At 59.5% G+C, this 19,002-nt stretch carries 9 protein-coding genes; 3 read left to right on the top strand and 6 right to left on the bottom strand.

The annotated features are described in order from the left end of the window. The first annotated feature begins 38 nt into the window (after positions 1–38). The 3 genes from QFX16_RS23030 to QFX16_RS23020 all read left to right on the top strand — a co-directional run bounded on the left by QFX16_RS23030 (position 39) and on the right by QFX16_RS23020 (position 12,069). Positions 39–4,589: a Tc toxin subunit A gene (locus QFX16_RS23030; RefSeq protein ID WP_283181473.1), complete on the top strand. Its 4,551-nt coding sequence runs from the start codon at positions 39–41 to the stop codon at positions 4,587–4,589. Between the two features lie 102 nt (positions 4,590–4,691). Continuing rightward, positions 4,692–8,804, top strand: a complete 4,113-nt coding sequence (locus QFX16_RS23025; protein WP_283181472.1) for a Tc toxin subunit A-related protein — start codon at positions 4,692–4,694, stop codon at positions 8,802–8,804. Between the two features lie 67 nt (positions 8,805–8,871). Then, positions 8,872–12,069 (top strand): hypothetical protein, encoded by a 3,198-nt coding sequence (locus tag QFX16_RS23020; protein ID WP_283181471.1) that lies wholly within the window; start codon positions 8,872–8,874, stop codon positions 12,067–12,069. Positions 12,070–12,203: 134 nt separating this feature from the next. On the opposite strand, the gene QFX16_RS23015 is transcribed toward QFX16_RS23020, so the two are convergent. Genes QFX16_RS23015 through QFX16_RS22990 form a run of 6 tightly spaced genes read right to left on the bottom strand, consistent with a single transcriptional unit; the run spans position 12,204 to position 18,920 of the window. Further along, positions 12,204–13,535 carry a DUF58 domain-containing protein gene (locus QFX16_RS23015; RefSeq protein WP_283181470.1) on the bottom strand — a complete coding sequence of 444 codons (1,332 nt, stop codon included), beginning with the start codon at positions 13,533–13,535 and terminating at the stop codon, positions 12,204–12,206. Further along, positions 13,532–14,533, bottom strand: a complete 1,002-nt coding sequence (locus tag QFX16_RS23010) for an AAA family ATPase (protein ID WP_283181469.1) — start codon at positions 14,531–14,533, stop codon at positions 13,532–13,534. Before QFX16_RS23010 ends, QFX16_RS23015 begins: the two co-directional genes overlap by 4 nt. Then, the gene (locus tag QFX16_RS23005; protein WP_283181468.1) at positions 14,530–15,693 is read right to left on the bottom strand and encodes a DUF4350 domain-containing protein; all 1,164 of its coding nucleotides are present in this window, start codon (positions 15,691–15,693) and stop codon (positions 14,530–14,532) included. The genes QFX16_RS23010 and QFX16_RS23005 overlap by 4 nt, the downstream gene beginning before the upstream one ends. Then, positions 15,690–17,234: a DUF4129 domain-containing protein gene (locus tag QFX16_RS23000; protein WP_283181467.1), complete on the bottom strand. Its 1,545-nt coding sequence runs from the start codon at positions 17,232–17,234 to the stop codon at positions 15,690–15,692. The genes QFX16_RS23005 and QFX16_RS23000 overlap by 4 nt, the downstream gene beginning before the upstream one ends. Beyond that, positions 17,221–18,198, bottom strand: coding sequence for a stage II sporulation protein M (locus QFX16_RS22995; protein WP_283181466.1), 978 nt, complete (start codon positions 18,196–18,198; stop codon positions 17,221–17,223). Before QFX16_RS22995 ends, QFX16_RS23000 begins: the two co-directional genes overlap by 14 nt. Beyond that, entirely contained in the window at positions 18,195–18,920 is a 726-nt protein-coding gene (locus QFX16_RS22990) for an RDD family protein (protein WP_283181465.1), read from the bottom strand. Before QFX16_RS22990 ends, QFX16_RS22995 begins: the two co-directional genes overlap by 4 nt. Positions 18,921–19,002: the final 82 nt, after the last annotated feature.

Here is a 19,002-nt window from a genome sequence, read left to right as displayed (position 1 = left end):
GCAAGGAGTTCAAACTCACTGCGCACGAGGGGCGTCTGTTGCTGCAACGCAGTTACAGCCTGGCCCGGTACCTGGCGCGTGAGTTCCGCGAGCAGCGTTTAACGCGCCACGAGGATGCCGGCCGCGGGCCGCGTATCGGCGTGCGAGCGCTGGTGGACGGGCCGACGTTCGCCGATCTGTTCAAGCCGGATTTGGCCAACAGCAGCCCCGCCGGGGCTATTGAATCGAGCGTTTCCCCGGTGGCGTACCTGATGTCGATCATTCAATGGGCGTTGCTCAATATCGAGCCCGATGGGGCGGCAGGGGAAAGCATTGGTCTGAACGCGCGACGTCCCGATCTGTGGGCTCTTTTGATCGACGAGGGCGCGGTCAATCGTGTGGAACCGGTGATCGGTATCGTGACCGAGGTGTTGATGGCCAACATCGAGGCCAACAAGCAGGTTCAGTTGGACATCGACGGTTTGTTGATCACCACGCGCTACCCCAACACATTACCTTTCGACCGCTCCTGGCAAACCATTGAACATTCAGTCAAGGCTCGCAGGAACTCCAACCTGCTGGGCGATATCGTGCGCCTGACTGACTTGCAGTATCCGTACTTCAAGGAAACGGGGGCCCGTGGTGCCAATTCCGATATTGCCTTGCGCATGACGTCAGGCCTGGCACCCGGACAGCAGGCTCTGTTGACCGAGCCTGGGCACACGCCCGCCTCGTCCTCCCTCGGTGATAAAAGACCGACGCTGCCTTGGGTCAACCCGCGAACCCGGCATGTCGTCGAGCCCTCGGATACCCCGCTCAAGGACTTTTACCGGGATAACTTCGACCGTGAGGGCTATGGGGAATTGCTGGACCTCGATGCATTCAGCCGGGCCACGCAGCTTGATCAGACCGGGGTGGAGGCGCTGTTTTCCATTGGGGAGTTTGCCCCTGTGTTGTCTCCCAATGTTCCGGCCCTGCTCAGGGGGCGAGACCCGCTCAAGCCGATCGACGAAACCAATTCTGCCGCGCCGGCCACCTCGGTCGATTTCGGATCGGTGTATGTCCATGGTGGCCTGGGAGAGGCGATCTGTCTGCAAAGGGTGAGCAGCGGCAACGCAGTGAGTTTCACGCTCCGGAATCTTGACAGCAGCAACCAGCATCGTTTTGACCGCATCAATCGCAAGGTGCGTCTGGATCGCTGGCTGGGTCTGGCGGCCTACGAGACTGACCAATTGATCATTGCGTCAATCAACGCCGAAAACCGTGGAGGATCGACTCGCGTCAAGGTCATCTGGATCACTGATGACACGATGCGCTCTATTGGTCTGTTTCAAGAGTTGCGAGGCGATTACGGCTGTACGGCGGAAGAGTGTGCGGCCTTTCTGGACGTTGTTTCGGTGTATGGGCGGGGCAAGGAGCTCTCGCAGTTCGACCGTATTTACAACGCGCAATCGTTGTTTCTCAAGCCACTGCAGATCGATGACGTCGAGTTCTCCGTGGTCCCGCAAAACAACGAAGATCAACGTACCGCCGATCACATTTGTGCGGCCCTGGGCATTACCTTCAGCACTTACCGGTATCTGGCCGTGTTGATTGCCATTGCCCATGACCCGGGGGCCGGCATGTCGGCCATGAAGCTCAAGCGCAGCCTCTCGGTGCTGTCGAGTTTTTATCGACTGGTGCGGTTGCCTCGCTTGTTTGGGATCAGCCCGCTGGAAGGGGTGGCGCTGCTGAATTTTCTGGATACTGAAAACGATGGTTGGCTCGCCCGGTTGGCGGGGCCTACGCAGGTTGCCCTGCACAAATTCACGACGCAGACCGATACGTTGAGTGTTATCCATGCAGCGCTTACGGCAGTGTTTTGGAGCCGGCACGAACAGTTGAGCGCAATGTGGCTGATGCAGCATGTGCAGCCGGTGCAGGTGCCGGTGGCGGCGGCCGATGCGGAACTCAAGTTGCTGGAGCAATTGAATACCCAGCTGCAACCGGTACGCATGAGCGAAGCGCTACTGCTGGACGCAGGGGTACCACCCGACAAGGCCCTTCGAGGCTGGATGCACCTGCTCGCAGAGTTGGTGGACGATGCCGGGCTGATTATCGCCCGGAGCGGGGAATCCGAAAACAGCTACCGGGACCGCGCTAGTGTGGAAATCAACGCGGCAGTGAAGGCCGCCGGCGTTCCGTTAGAGAGCATGCCCTGGGTAGAAGGCACCATCCTGACGGCGGTGTTGAAGACCCGGACGGGACAGCGCTCGGTGGTTCAGGAAAGTTTTGCGGTGTATCTGGAGTTGTCTTCGGACCTGGTACTGCCGGTTATCGACTGGTCGGGCGGTAATGTCTATCAACTCCTTGGCCAGGCGATCAAGGCCATTCCCGCAGGCCTGCCGGCGGAAGCCGCCGAGGAGCCGGTTGAGCCCCCTGATCCTGAGGAGTCCGAGCAACGGGAATTTTTGCGGCTGCTGGTCGAATTGCGCCGGCGCAGTAGTGTGGCCCGCGAGATCAAGCTCAGTTCAGCGATGTTGGTGCAGTACCTGGAAGGTGGGCAATCGACCTGGTTCGGCGTGGAGGACAGAAGCGAGCTGTCACTCAGAACCATCTTCTATCTGACCCTGTACGGTCGGGCCGTGAAACTGGCCAGGCAACCGGCTGAGAAACTGCTCGACTACTTGAAAATGGTCAATCAACTGCCCGAGGACCTCTCCGACGATGCCCTGAGCCTGGTACGTGATGCGGCGGCCGGGAAGTTGGCCGACTTTTTCGGCTGTGGCATCAGAGACGTTCTGGAGTGCGCCGTCCATGTCAACCCGCCTGCGCAGGACGGATCCGGGGCACCCAAGCCGCTGATCCGCAATCTGCCGCAACTGGCGTTGCTGCTGCGGTTACTGGAAGGCGAGGAGCTGAAAGGCATGGGGTTCACAACGTTGCTGACGTTGGGCCGTTTGACGCCTAAAAGCAGCGACGAAGCCTATCGCGAGGCTGCAGAAAGTGCGCTGGAAAGCCTGTCGCGCGCGTCTGTGGGCGGACAGGACGAGCCCCTTGGCGAGTTCGGCCAAAGCGTCGATGTACGTTGCCAGGTGGACAACAAAAAACTGGTGGCCAATGTGCCGGGTGAAATGGCGACCTTCACTCTGGTCCTGCGCAACTTCGCCGGCGAGTTGATGAAGTATGTCGATGTGTACTGGAGCCACAGCGGAGTCGGGGTGCTGTTGGATTACGCCACCCGTACCGACCATGAGGGCAAGACGTCGACCCGATTGCTGGCCGGCAGTGAAATGGGCGCTGCTCATGTGTCGTACAGGCTGGACATGCGTGAAGAGGTCCATGCGGGCACCGTAGTGATCGATTGCGGTGATGCTCTGAGCTTTAAGACGTCAAGCAAAGAGGTGGTGCCGGATCGCGCCTTGCTGGCCGATGGGAAAGACACCGCCAGGGTTTCGGTGCAGGTCATCGATGATTATGGAAACCTGGCCATCGGCAAGCCGATTTCCTGGTCCTCGAAGTTGGGCACGATCAGTCCGGAAGAAACCTTTACCAACAACGAGGGTATCGCCAGGGTGTACTTGACTAGTCGGCAGCCGGGGAAAGAGAGAGTCACTGCCCGGCATGTGCTCAGCGGGGAGGCCACAGTGTTCACCGACATCGAATATGTCGATGAGCCCCGCATCAAAGCCTTTTATATCGACTCGGCAGTCGTGGTTGGCCGGTTGTTACGGTTGGTATGTGATGTGATTGGGTCAGACGGTGACGCGTATCTGGGCTACAAGGTTCGATGGAGTGTGGGAGCCGAAGAGGGAACCGCGACGACCGATGTGCACGGTCGTGCTGTCTGGACGTCCCGGTTGGACAGCGCGGGTGAATCGGAGGTAACAGCGGAAGTCGGCACGCTCGGTCTGCAGAAGTGTATCGAGATCTTCGTGGCTGAGGATGTGTTGATTACGGGTTGGTCCACCGACTATAGGGCGCCTGTCGCCGGGGCGCGTGAGCCGAGCATGCTCTGGATCGAGCTCAAGGACAGCCTCTCGGACGGCGCTCGTCCGATCACGAATTACCCGGTCACATGGCGTAGTGCGTTGATCTCGAAAGAAGGGTCCGTCACCGAAAGCATTACGATCGAAACCGATTCGGCCGGGCGCTCGACGTTTCCATTCAAGGTCAGTACCAAAGGGGTGTACAGGGTAGCGGCTCGACCGGAAAACATGGACTCCGAGCAGGTTTTCGACCTGAACGTCGAGGCGGCTTTCCTATGGGACGTCAAGCTCTTCAAGCTGGAGAACGACGTTGAACACTTCGTCGAAGGGGTGAACGACACGCTGCCCTTGCTGAGAAACAGTAGCTACCGGCTGAAGATCGAGCCGGTGAGTGCGCTGCCCGAAAGGGAAAAGGCGACCGCCGTTGTCGGCTGGAGTGCCGTCCATAGCGCCGTCGCAATGGGTATAACGTTCACGCCAAGGCTTGCCGCTACCGAAGCGTTTAAACCGGACGAACCGTTGTCCTGGCTCATCGATTGCGCCGATGTGCGCGATGGCGATTTCCAGTTAGCGCTCAATTGCTCGCAAGTGAGCGAGATTTTTCTGTTGCCGGGCACGTTGAGAAAGCCCGCCGCGAGCTGAATGTCGCGCCGGGGCCATGAGGCCCTGGCGTTCGGTACACCACGGTTGCCCTTGCGCCCGTTGTCGGGCTGAGGCATTGAGTTATCAGGATGGGAGTCCAACATGTCGATGTCCAACCAGGGCCCAATGGCTCAGTCATTGCTCGACGCCGTCGCCAGCCTCGCGCGTAATAAACGACTGATTAAACAACCGGGTGGGGTAATACCGGTGACCCGGGACGATTTGTACGAGCTGTTGTTCGTCGACCCGCAGGTCAGTGCCGAGCCTCGGACCACCCATGTGGCGCAGGCGATCGCCAGCGTCCAGCAGTACATCAACAGCGTATACAACGGCATGGAACCGGGTTATTCCGAGGCGCGTTTCGACCCTGAAGATGTGGAGTACTGGCAGAACATCGAAAGTCGCTTTGATATCTGGGCCGCCAATCAAATGGTGGAGGATTACCCGGAAAATTTTATCGATCCCTCGTTGCGGATCAAACGAACGAGTTTATTCAAAACCCTTGAAAGCAACCTGAGCCAGACGCGGCTCACCGAAGATTCGGTGCACAGCGCGATCAAGGAGTATTTGCGTGCCTTCCAGGAAACCTGTGACCTGGAGGTGCTCAGCGGTTATATCGACCGCAGCGACTTCAAGGACGCCACGTATTATTTCATCGGCAGGGAGCGCACTCCGCCTTACCGGTATTTCTGGCGTAAGGCGCGGATCAATGTCACTGACAACCCGAGCTATGTCAACCCGACGGCCTGGGGCGAGTGGCAAGCGATCGATATTCCGTTGACTGGAACGATGCTGGATATTCGTCCGGTGTTCTGGAGGGGACGTCTGTCCGTGGTCTGGGCCACCTGGGCCGAGGCGCTGACTAACAATGAAGGTCATCAGGTGGAGCCGGCGCGGCTGGACGTGCTGGCGTCTTTCGTGACGATCAGCGGGCAATGGTCCGCTCCGGTGACTTTGCACCAGTTGAAGTACGACAAGGACTTTGAACCGTCAACGGGACGTCTGGTAGCGGTGGTGTTTGCCGAGAAACGCGGCGCGGATGACAAACTGGCGGTGTGTTTCACCGGCGTCTCGTCGATGGGCGAGGATGACGAAGGTAAGCCTTCCATCTACGAGATCCGTGACACGCTGTTTCGCAAGCAGCCGAACGAGATGGCCGCCCTGTTGGAGTTGGCGCACGTACGGTTCAAGGACCGCGATACGTTGCAGTACACCGTCATGCCGCAGGAGCGCATTGTGTTGACGGTGGACAGTAGAAACCAAGAGCAGGGAGACCTGAATGAGCACCTTAAGCTGGAGGTGACCGTTGCGCGCGAGTTGGTAGCCGGCACGCTGAAGGACGTCCTGCGGGTGCGGGGGACCTGCGACAAGAACCTTGGCGGCGTGGAGGCGACGTTCAAACTTGAATTCACCGCCGCGGCAGTGGGAGACCCGACGCCATGGACAGGCAAGCTCAAGATCGACGGAAATCTGCGCACACCGTGGATGGAGATCAAACGCGATGTTGGTTCATTACCCATCGGAGAGGCTATTCCTTTTGTGTTTGGGGCCGAGGGTAAGGGTAGCAACGCTTTCGATGTGAGGCTGTCCTCATCACCGCAAACGTATGTGGTGCCAAAACTCCATCGAAGCACCGACTCGGCGGCGCAGTTTCTGGACTTCAATAATGCAATCGCCGGGCAAAAATTTCGTTACACCCGTCTGAATACGCTGATTGGCCCACAACTGGTGGCCCGGGCGGATTTTTCCGTGGCGGCGGTACTGGACTGGACGACCCAGCATTTGCCAGAACCCGCGCTGCCCAATGGTGCCGTAGAAATCAATGGCCCCTTCGACGGCAGCAATGGGCTGTACTTCTGGGAGTTGTTTTTTCACCTGGTGCACCTGGTCACCCATCGCCTGCGCGATGAAGGGCGTTTTCTTGAGGCTCAGCGCTGGAGTCATTACCTGTTCGATCCGCAATTGAAGGCGCAGTCTTTTGCGGACATCGAACCCGGTGTGCCGGACGCCCCCGACTATTGGCGCTGCCGGCCGCTCAACCTGCCTGGCGACATTGCCCATGAACTGGCCTTGCCCAATGACCCGGACGCCATTGCCTATGCCAGGCCCAGGCACTACCAGATTGCCTTGTTCATGGGGTATGTGCGCACGCTGATCGAATGGGGCGACTGGTTGTACCGGCAGTTGACCCGCGACAGTCTGGCGGCGGCGCAATTGCATTACTTGCGTGCGCAGTCGCTGATGGGAGAAGCCCCTGAGTTTGGTACGGCCAACGATTGGGAGCCCAAATCCATCGAAGATCTGATTCGCGAAGTGGACGAACGTCAGACATTGAGGGCGTTCGAGAAAACATTCGTACTGTCGGCGGACGCCTGGCCCCAGGGCACGACCACCCGACCCCGACTGGAGATGCTGGGGGTCAAAGTCTTTCGGGCACCGCTTAATCAGGAGTGGCTGAATACTTACCGTGAAATCAGTCAACGAATGTTCAACCTGCGTCATTACCTGACGCTGGATGGCAAACCGTTGTCCCTGCCCCTTTACGCGCCGCCAGCAGACCCTCGGGAATTGTTACGGGCACAAGCGGCCGGCACCGATGGTCTGGCGCGGCGGATGGGGGGGCAACTGGTGGTGCCGCCGTATCGGTTCCGCACGATGCTGGAAATGGCCTTGCGTGCCGTGGAAACCCATGCGCGTTTTGGCGAGCAATTGCGCCTTCATATGGAGCAGCGTGATCGCGGTCAGCAGGAGGAATTGCAACAGAGCCATTTGATCGAGTTGGGTGCCTTTGCCGAAAATGTTCAGAAGGAAACCATCAGCCAGTTGCAAGAGGCCAGGAATGCGTTGTTGCAAACCCGGGGGCAGGTGCAGGCACGCATGGATCACTACGAGCAGTTATCCAGCGAGAATGTGTCGGTGGCCGAATACCAGGTCATGGATCAAATACTGGCTGGCAAAATATTTGCTGCCACGGGTTCCGGGTATATGGGCGTGGGCGCCATTTTCGATACATTTCCCAATGTCTTCGGTGTGGCCAATGGCGGTCATCAGATTGGCAGCCCCTTTCGTGCTGTAGGTTACGGGATGCAGGTGATCTCGGAAGGCTTGCTCATGGACGCCGACCGCATGGCCAGCTCCGAACACTACCGGCGTCGCCAGCAAGACTGGAACTTCAACAGCCAGCAGGCCAGGCTTGAACTGCAGGCGATGGATCAGCAACTGCTGGCTCATGACCACTCTATCAGCGCGGCCACGGCCAGCCTGCGCCAGACCGAAACCGCGAGTGCCCAGGCTCAGGCGCTTTACACGTTTTACAAACAGGAGCGCTTGACCACGGTCGAACTCAGCTCCTGGATGCTGGGCCAGATGAAGAACCTCTATTTTCCGGCCCATGATGCGGTGATCTCACTGTGTCAGACCGTTGAAACCTGCATGCGCTACGAAACCGGCGACTATGACACCAAGTCCTTCATTCGCCCGGAAGTGTGGATGGAGAAGTACCACGGCCTGACGGCGGCCGAGTCGCTGAAACTGGACTTGCTGTTGCTGGAAAGCGAGTACCTCAAACGGCACGAACGGCGGTTGGAGCTGGTCAAGACGGTGTCGTTGCGACAGCTGTTCGACAATCCGGCTCATGCGCCGGATCAGGACTATGACTGTTGGCAGGAGGCCCTGGCGGTGTTTCACCCCAGCAACGGGTCGGGCAGCCTGAACTCCAACCTCACCCAAAAGCTGTTCGACCTCGATTACCCCGGGCATTACTGCCGGCAGATCATTTCGGTCAGCGTTTCGCTGCCGGTACTGGTGGGGCCTTACCAGGACGTGCGAGCGATTCTGGTGCAGCGTGGAAGCCATACGTTGACCAAACCACTGTTTTCAGCCGTGCAGTTCATGCACGGGGTGAAGGACAGCGCGGCGGGGCCGGATATCAAGATCAATGTGCGCAACAGCCAACAGATTTGCGTTTCCACCGGCCTGGACGATAACGGCATGGTCGTCATGGCGACCGACGACCGTTACCTGCCCTTCGAAGGTACCGGTGCGGTGTCGACGTGGACGTTGAGCTTTCCCCGGCATGGCAAGGAAGAACAAGCGTCAATGCTTGCGTCTCTGAACGACATCATTGTGACCGTCCGCTATCTGGCCAGGGATGGCGGACCGGAGCTGGCACGCGAGGTGGAAACGCTGCTCGCCCCCCTGGAGACGACGCCGTGAGTTCCAGAGGGGTTTTCGGTGGGGTGCGCAGTCGGCGACTTTGGTTGAACACAAGGACTTGATCATCATGAATAAGAAATCCGTAAGGAAAGGCGAGAGCCTGATAGTCAATGGCAGTTTTGACAAAGATGTTTGGTTTGAAGGGTGGAAAAAGGGGGACCCCCCCCACCACGCTGCCAGCCTGGAGGAACCCGATTATGACGGGGGACGGATCTACGTCGCGCGCCTGGTCGTTCAGGCAACTCTCGAACAAGCGTTCACATTGCCGCCGCTGCGCGGCGAGGGTGTGAAACATGTATTGAGCTTTCTGTATCAAAGTTCGCTAAAAAACGGCTTTTTCCGAATCGCCCGCGACGGTAAATGGGGAGATAACATTGAACTGCCGGTCGGGAGCGTGGTGGCGTCAGACGACCCGCCGTACGAGATCCTGCCGATAGAGGATCCTCTGGATTTCAATCCCGCGCTTCGCGAATACGTAGTTGACCTTCAGCCCAATGACCGCAACGAGTCACTTGCCGTGCTTTTTGGTTTTCCGGACGAACGCGAGCCCGCCGGAATGAGCTTTACCCGTGTGCACTTCGGGATTCAACTGGAGCCTTTGCAGCTGCTTCATGTGCAGGTCGATGAGCAGAGGCACGCCGATGGAACCGTTTATGTGTGCCGGGGAGCCGAGGGCATCAAGGTGACGTTCCAGGAGGCGGCTGGCGGCGCGTGGCAAGGCTCCGAAGTTGCCTTAATGATGCCTGACGAAAACGAGAACCTTGACCCAACTGTGGTCATGACCCCCGAACTGAAAACATTGCAGATGCTGGAAAACCCTTGGTTATTCAGTATCTCGGGCACTGCATCTGTGCGTGTACTTGAACTGATGATTGTCAGCAGGTGGGATGCTGAACCCTGTCCTTTGAAACTGTCGATCGGCGATCACCGCGTCGCATTGGCAGACCCCAAAAACGGTGATTTCGATCCGATCGTCAATAAGCAGTCAGTCCGTCTGACAGGCACGGTGAAATCGTTTTACACCGGCCTCCCCCTTGTAGATCACCGGGTTGTCTGGAAACTGGAAGGTGAGTCGAAACTCACCTATACCGATAGCGTCGGTGTTGTCGGCGTTGATTACTCGCCTGCGGTCGCCGGCCTGAAAAAGGTCGACATTGCGATCGATAGCCCTTACTACACGTCCGGCGTGTTGAATGAAACGCTGGAAGTCAAAGTACTGGCGGCTGATCCGTTTGACTCTGCACAGGTGACTTTTGAGGGCGGAACACAATCGCTTTGGGGTACCAGGGCCGGCTATCCCCACCGTGGGGGTATGTTCACCGTCCGCGTGAGTGCTTCGCCGGGCAGCGAGCTGCCTGACTATCCGTTGAAGTTGATCTGGAAAGGTGAATCGGCCGAGTCGCTCGGGATCACCGTGACTCCGGCACTGAATACGCCTGTTGATTGGAAAAGTGGGGAGGTCGTCTGGACACTCGATTGCACCCATGCAACGAAGGACGGCGAGTTTGAGTTGCTGTTGGCGGCAGAACGGTTGCAAGACACGTCCAAATCCAATCGGATGTCGCTGGGGCTCAACCGGTACATTGTCGGTGATACGCGCCAGGCCAATCGCTCCCCGGTGATCGATCAAGTTGAGCGCGTGCAGGTGCTGTTGCAGCTTGTGGAACCTGAGACCCGGGTGGGTGTGGAGAACGTGGAAGTCGAATGGCAGACGCCTGGCGGTTCTGTCACGACGCTCACCGGCAAAGGGGGCTGGACGGAGTTGTCCTATCAGCCGACTGCAGCTGGCCCTCAGGATCTTGTCGCCACAATCCAGGTTCGCGGCGAGGAGGGCGAAACGCTTGAAGAGACATTCCCGTTCACGGCCTGGGCGACGAACCCCTGGAAGACCGAGGTTGAGTGGACGATCGGCAACCCGCTCGTACCCGCAGCGCTCGGTTTTGTCTGCTGGCGAGGCGAGACCGTTACCCTGACACTTACGCCCAAGCCTGGCGGCCAGTTGCTCGACAAGGATGTAACGCTGGACTGGCGGGATGGTGATCCGGGCCTGGGGCTGACGTTTGACCGAGCCATTGGTGTGCCAGAGAAGCTCACCGCTGCCGGACTGGAATGGAAAATCACGGGGGGTGCAACGAAGAGCGGCAGGTTCGAGTTGAAGCTGAGCGCTCTCGGGGTTATCAGTCAGGACTGGGAGCTGTCTGGCCGATTGATCTCCAGAAATCTCGCCGATGAGGGCCGCGTCTCGCTGGATACAACCCCGGTGCTTTCCGCTGTGTCGTCGTACCCGTGCCTGGGGGCGAAGCATGCATTCTCATTCCTGCCCAATCCATTGGGGCCGCTGTCCGGTTTATCGATGGTGCTCGACTGGAACGGCATACCGGCTGAGCAACTGAACGTGATCGTCGAGCCTGCTGTGGGCTCTGGTGTCGAGATCGTATCGGGCGGGGCACGATGGTCGCTCGATTGCCGTAACAGCCAGCATGCAGGCGACTTCTCACTGCAGTTGACGTTGCCTCAGCTGGCTATGTCCTCGACATTGGTGGCCATGTCGCTGGGGCACAACCGGCTGGAAATCATCGGCCGGCGCGAGGCGACGATCAGACCCGTGCTGACAGGGAATGAAAGTGCCAGGGTGTGGGTTCAAGTGGGCTCGTTTTACACGAAAGCCCCCGTGGCGAATGTTCCCGTGAGCTGGAAAGGAAAGGAAGATGCGCAAGCGTTGATCGTGCCCACTCGGGGGGACGGCTGGTCATCCTATGCCTATCAACCGAAGACCACAGACCCGGCTGAGGTCAAGGCTGAGGTCAAGGCTGAGGTAAACAGCCCTTACACGGGGCAATTATCATCGGCTTCCCTGGAGGTTGACGCGTTGCCGACAAGCCCGTGGCTGGGCGTGGTCTTTTACCGAGACCTCGAATCGGGCCAAAAACTGGGGGAAAAAACAGCGTTTCCACGTCGCGCCAACGGCTATTCGTACAGAATTGCCCCCACAATGACCGACAATCCACTCATGGGTATCCCTGTGAGGTTGGGCTGGGCGGGGACATTGCCGAACGACCTGAGCGTAATCGTGAGACCGGCGCTGGGCGAAAAACGGTCGATGGGCATGGCAGGGCTGATATGGGGCGCTGAATGTGGCGATAAAAAGGACGGAAGTTTTCGTTGGTTTGCCGAGGCTGCCAATCTGCTTGGACTGTCACCACCGCAGCCGTTTTCATTAGGCATCCGATATAACCCGACCCATGCCCTCGATTCTTCAGGCTGATGACAATTGCCTGAACCTTGCGTTGTACGCCGGTAATCCAGTTATCAATATAGGTATCTGGGACGGTAATGAAACAGGGCAAAAGTGCGGGTTGAGTTTTAGATGCACACGCGCAGGCATTTTTAGTAAAGAGCCTAGAATGCTCCCGCTTTTTTCCAGGCCAGATAGCGCGTCACAATTTGGCTACCCAGCTCCCTGGGCCGAGCATCCACCACCGACACTCCATGAGCACTCAACCGCTCATGGAGTTCGGCTCGTTCATTCAAATAATCCACCGTCCCGCAATAAGCCAGCGCCTCCGACAAGGTTTGTACCGGCGTGTGCCGCAGCGTGTCGAGCAAGTCTTCGCGCAGACTCGCCACTAGCACCCGATGCTGTTTGCTCAGGCGTTTGACGGCGGTGAGCAGTTCTTCGTCGTCTTCATCTCGCAGGTTGGTGACCAGCACTACCAGCGCCCGGCGTTTTTGCCGGGCCAATAGCTGGTTGGCGGCGGCCTGGTAATCGGCGGGGCGTTGGGTGCTGTTGAGGTCGTAGACGGTGTTGAGCAGGACCTTGAGTTGGTCGGTGCCTTTGACCGGGGCGAGGTAATGCGGTCGGTCACAGGCGAACGTACTCAGGCCTACCGCATCGCCTTGGCGCAGGGCGATGTAGCTGAGCAACAGGCAGGCATTCAGTGCGTGATCGAAATGCGCCAGTTCACCGTCCTGGCTGCGCATACGGCGGCCGCAGTCGAGCATGAAAATGATCTGCTGATCGCGCTCGTCCTGGTACTCGCGAGCAATCGGCGTGCGTTGTCGGGCGGTGGCTTTCCAGTCGATCTGCCGCAAGCTGTCGCCTTCGCGAAATTCACGCAGCTGATGAAACTCCATACCCAACCCGCGACGCTGGCGTTGGCGCACACCAAGTTGGCTGAGCCAGTTGTCCACCGCCAACAGTTGGCCGCCGTAGAGGCGGGCGAAGTCGGGATAGACACGGGTGTTGTCGGCCACGTTGAGCAGGCGTTTGTCGGACCATAGACCCAATGGGCTCGGCAGGCTGAATTCGCAGTGTTCAAAGGTGAAATGACCGCGTTTGAGCGGGCGCAGGCGGTAGCCGATCAGGCTGTGCTGACCGGGTTGCAGCTCGATCGACAGTGGCAGGTTTTCGAAGCTCAGGCCTTCCGGCACGTGGTCGAAGATCTGGATGTTTAGTGGTTGATCAAAGTCATGCTCGACTTCCAGTCGCACTTCACCCCATCGACCGAGTGCAAGGCTGCCGGGCATCTGCCGTTGTACGCGGGGCGAGGGCAGTCGTTTGAGACGGAAGCCGTCGAGTATCGCCAAGGCCAGCAGCGCCAGCAGCAATCCCCAGTTGATCGACAACAGGCTCGAAGGAACCGCGAACTCCAATGCCCGCAACGCGCCCAGCACGATGCCGATGGCCAGCAGCAATGCGAGCCAGATCAGCAGCAGGCGCGAGGGTTTCACAGGCGTGGCGCCGGCACTTGATCGAGCAGTTGCTTGAGCACTTGATCGACGTCCAGCCCTTCGATGTCCAGCTCCGGGGCAATCCGCACCCGGTGACGCAGTACCGCCAGAGCGCAGCCTTTGATGTCATCCGGAATCACAAACTCGCCACCGCGCAACAAGGCTCGCGCCCGAGCGCAGCGCACCAGGGCAATGGAGGCCCGAGGCCCGGCACCTAGGATCAGGCCCGGCCAGTTGCGGGTGGTGCGGGCCAGGCGCACGGCGTAATCGAGGACCTGATCGTCCAGCGGCAGATCGCTGGCAATGCGCTGCAAGGCCAGCACGTCCTTGGCTTGCAACACCGTGCGCAGCGGTTGCACGTCGAGCATGTCGGCCCGGGTCGAGCGGCTGACCTGGCGCACCATGTTCAATTCCTGCTCGGCATCGGGGTAATCCATGCGCACCTTGAGCATGAAGCGGTCGAGCTCGGCTTCCGGCAGTGGATAAGTGCCTTCCTGTTCGATAGGGTTTTGCGTGGCGAGCACCATGAACGGTTGCACGATGGGCAGGGCGCGGCCTTCGAGGGTGACTTGCCGTTCCTGCATGGCTTCGAGCAGCGCGGCCTGGGTTTTCGCCGGGGCGCGGTTTATCTCGTCGGCGAGCAAAAGGTTGGTGAACAACGGACCTTTGCGCAGTTTGAATTGCTCGGTCTGCATGTCGTACACCGCGTGCCCGGTGACGTCGCTGGGCATCAGGTCCGGGGTGAACTGGATACGTGCGAACTCACCGCCGAAGCAGCGGGCGAGGGCGCGCACCAGCAACGTCTTGCCCAGCCCCGGCACGCCTTCGAGCAGTACGTGGCCGCCGGCAATCAACGCGGTGAGGACGTCGTCGATCACGGTGTTCTGGCCGATCACGGCTTTCTGTAATTCGGTCCGTACCGCTTGGGCCAGTTGGCTGGCGCGTTGGCGTTGCTGCGCAGCGTGGCTCAGTGTGCCGGGCTCGATCTGTTCACTCATAAGGCGTTCCTCAAGGTTTGCAGGTGGGCGACCTGACGGCTGAATTCAGCGCTGGACTGCCGCTGCTTCGGTCGCGGGCTCATGGCCTGGCTGATTGCGCGTGTGGGTTGCCCGGTCAGGCGTGCGAGCACCAGCCATTGTTCGGCAACGCCGAGTTGTTCGAAACCGGGATGACGGCGCCGCACACGACGCAAGATGTCGTGCTGCAAGGCTTGCACCAAGTGCTGTTGACCGTTTCGGCGCAACATGAAATCGGCGCTGGCGCGCAGGTGTTCCTGAAGTTGGCGGCGCGCCCTTGGGGCCGGTTCCAGCAGCGGACCCTGGCGCACGCCGACGTGCCAGAAGCCAAGACCGATCAGGGCAAAAAGGGCGACCAATGCTTGGGGGAAATAGCGCAGGAGCAAGGTCAGAAGACTGTCGTGATCGGTATTGAACAGCAGGGTCACGTTCGTGTCCGCGGTCAGGTACCAGAGCAGCCAGGCGTTGTCGTATTGGTCGATGGCCGGGGTTTTCCACAGGTCGGCGTCGGTGACCACGGTGATCGAACCGAGCCCGTGATTGAGCTGCATCATGTGCGTGGCCTTGCCGCTGTTGGCCCAGGCCTGGGCGAGGTTTTTCGGGTCTTCGAGATGGAATGCGGTATCAAAACCAGCGTAGGCCGGCGCGTTTTCGTCTTCCAGATACAGCTTGGTCAGCTTGGGGTAAGGATCGTCGTCGATAGCGGGCGGTGGGTCCTTGAGGTCTTTGCTCAGCGACTGGTGCAACTGCACCCGGTCGAGCAGCAGATCATTGCTTTGGCCGGTCTTTTCATCCCACAGCGACTGGGCAACAAACAAAAGACGCCCGCCGGCCCGGGTCCAGTTCAATAGCTGATCGATCTGGCGCGGGGTCATGTTGTACCGGTCCCCGAGCAACAACAGACTGTGCTGAAGCGGCTCCAGGGTGGGCAGGATGTCGAGGCTATTGGCGTGGCTGACGGTCAGGTTCTGTTGGCGCAGGAAATGCTCGGCAGCGAGGTAAGGATTGGCCTGGGCTTCGGGTGAGGGGCCGTGATCGATGTCTGTCTGATAGGGCGTTGCCTTGACGTACAGATAAACACTCAGCGCGATCAATAGCACGGCAATGAACACGCCGACCGCCAGCCAGCGTTGCCGGTTCAACGCAACGCTCCCGGGCCGAACAAGGCTCGCCAGCCGTCACAGAGTTCCTGTTGCACATGCGCGGGAGGCAGGCGATGCCCGTAGGCCATGTTCTGCCAGTGCCCGGTCAGGTTTTTACTGAAGGCCAGCAAGGCAGGTTGTTGCAGGTGTTCGATGCGCTCCAGGACCTGGCCTTCGGTGTCGGCGGGTTTCAGCGCCATGTTGAAGTCGTGCAGCAAGTGGCTGAGCAGACCGCGATAGAGCAATCCGAGGGCTTCGCGAGGGTGGGTTTGCCAGAGGCGTTCGGCGCTGGCGGCGATGTCGGCAGGCAGGGTTTCGCGGTTGAGGTCCAGGCCGAAAGCCTGTTGCGGTAACGGCCGCGCGACCTTGCTGTTCAAGGCCGGTCGACGGCTGACGAAGGCTTGCAACCAGTCACGGTAATGCCAGATCAATAAACCAATGGCACCGATCACGACACCCCACAACACGACTTCAATCAGCGGGGCCGCTGCGCCGAAGTGTTGGTTGTCCAGAAGCTTGAGCAGCGCCTCCAGCCATTCGGTGGCGTTGTCATCGTCCGCCTTATCGACGGCGGGTTGGTCCTCGCCAAACCGATAGCGCGTGACCGTTTCCTTGTTCTTGAACGGAGGCTGATCGAGGATCGCCTTGATGCTGTCCCGGGATGCCTGACTGGTCAGTGGCTGGTCCAGCAGGCGTGGGCTGTCGGGTGAAATGACTGGCTCGGCGGCCCACACGGTTTGTGCTGTCGGCATCAACAGAAACGCCGCCAGCAGCAGGGTGACGGCGGCGCTGGTCAAGCGTTGGCGCATGCGGCGGAACACCAGCTCGATATCCCAGGCCTCCAGCACCGTGCGCCGATTCAGATAGAGGCTGAAGCCGCAGGCGACATAAACCGGTTCCCAGACAATGAGCACCAGTGCGTAAAAGGCGTTGGTCAGGTGTTCCAGCCATCGCCAGTCCTGTGAGGCGGCGGTGATCAAGGTCTGCCAGCTCCAGTCGAGTTCGACCTGTTGCGGCAAGAACATGTAGAACAGCACCATCAGGCCGATCCAAAGCGCGGTTTCCAGATGTACGCCGATGATGGTCAGCCACCGTGCGGCACCGGCGTTGCGCTGCAACAGCACCTGCAAGCGCTGTTGTCGTGGCTGCCCACTCAGCCCTTCGAGTTGCACCACCGGCATCAGGAAACTGCGACTCAGGCTCAGTCGTCGCCAGGTCAGACTCGCCAGCAGTTGCGGTTTGAGCAGCTGCGGCCATTGGTACAGCGCCTGTTTCAGGGTGGGCGTTTCGCCAAACATGGCTTTGGACAGTATGTACAGCGGCAGGCGGTCGAACGCCGGTTTCAGCCACCAGAAAATGAACACGGCGAGGGAGGGCGAATCCCACAGCACCCAACTGAGCAGCGCGAAAACCGGCAAGGTCACGATGGCCCAACTGGTCATCAGCAGGCGTCGGTGTCGCTGGCTCAGCAGGATGCCCAGGTCCATGGCTTCCCAGGTGGTGCGCGGGCGGATGACAACCGTGGCGTCACTCAGGCGCATGGCGGGTCCGTCCGGCAAACAGCAGATAAACCGCCACCAACAACCAGAGCGCTGCGCCGACCAGGTATTTGGTCATTGGCGCGACCCCGATCGTGGACGACCAGTAAGCTTCGATAAACGCCGCAATCAGCAGAAACAGCATGACCCCGCAAATCAGCAATACGCTTTTGCGCGCCGCCAACCGCAGGGCTTCGGAGCGGGGCAGGCGTCCCGGCGCGATCAATGCCCAACCCAATTGCAGGCCGGCGGCACCGGCCAGGGCGATAGCACTCAGTTCGAAGGCGCCGTGGCCAACCACGAATGACCAGAAGGTTTGCCCGTAGCCAATGTGCGTCAGGTGCCCGGCCACCGCGCCGATCATCAAACCGTTGAAGAACAGGAAATACGCGCTGCCCAAGCCAAACAACAAACCGCTGGCGAAGGCCTGAAAGGCGATGCCGATGTTGTGCATGATGTAGTAACCGAACATCACCCAGTCTTCACTGGCCGCCCGTTCCGCCGAACGCCCCAGGTGACCGGCCTCGGGGTCGTACATGCCTTGCATCTCGCTGACCTGCTCGGCCGGGATCAGGTTGTAGACCAGGTCGGGGAACAGGTACACCAGCAGTGCGATGCCGATCAGGCTGCCAAAAAACATCAGGCTGGCGGCGAGCACGAAGCGCCACTGTTCGCGCACCAGTCGCGGGAAGTCAGCCAGGATGAAGCCCAGCACGTTGGCACCCAGTCGACTGCGATGCCGATAGAGCTGTTGATGCCCACGCAAGACTTGTTGCTGTAACGAGTCGATTAGAAAGCTGCTGTAACCACGTTCCTGGGCCAGCGCCAGATGCTGGCAGAGACGACGATAATCGCTGGGGAAACCGGCGACTCGTTCTGCTTCCTTGCCTTGCTCCAGCTGTTCAAGCACGAGAGCAAATTGCTCCCATTCGGCCTTGTGGCGACTTTCGAAAAGGCTTTGCTTCATGTGGGGCCCAACAAGCCGCGGGCGATGCCATTGAGTTCGTCCACGGCCCCTGGCGCCGACACCTGCAACGGTTGCGCGAGTATGGCCGCCAGCTCTTTGACCCGTGCTTCAGAGAGTTCACCCTGGCGCTCGGCAAACCCGAGGATGGCGCGTTGTTCGGTCAGTGTCAGCGTAAAGGCCGGACGCCGGGGCTGGACGGCGGGCAGTTGTGGTCGAGCGAGCGGTTGTTCGCGGTAGATCACCAGCGTGCCGGCGGCCAGATCGCCAAGGCGCTTGAAGGTGGGATGTTGCAGGCAACTGATGGCCCCGAGGAAATAGCCGAACGGCAGCATGTCGACAAATCGCAGCAGGTTGCGCAGCAGCGAAGCAGACCAGCCGATCGGCGTGCCATCGTCCTGCACCACCCGCAGGCCCATCCATTGCTTGCCTGGCGAACGACCCTGATTGAGCACTTCGAACAGCACCATGTACCACCAGCTCACCACGAACAATAGAATCGAGCCGAGCCCTGCACCGAGTTTTCCGAGGAACGCCAGGACAATGAACAGCAGGCCGACGATCAACCCGCGCAGTCCGAGATCGATGGAGAACGCCAGCGCACGAACCATCAACCCGGCCGGGCGCAGTGGCAAGTCGATGCCTTCCGGCGTTTCGACTTGATACCGCGTATCCAGTGGCGGGGACAGCGTCGCTTTCCTTGGCAGTGCTGTGGTCTCGAGCATGGGCAACCTTGATGTGGCCTGTTCGCGATTCGATGTCCGGCCGATGCTAGCAGCCTCTCGGGGGAAAACGACATAACTATGT

Source organism: Pseudomonas svalbardensis, from assembly GCF_030053115.1.
Classification (GTDB): Bacteria; Pseudomonadota; Gammaproteobacteria; order Pseudomonadales; family Pseudomonadaceae; genus Aquipseudomonas; species Aquipseudomonas svalbardensis.
Note: the sequence above shows the minus strand (reverse complement) of the source record. Positions and strands in the feature narration are given on the sequence as shown.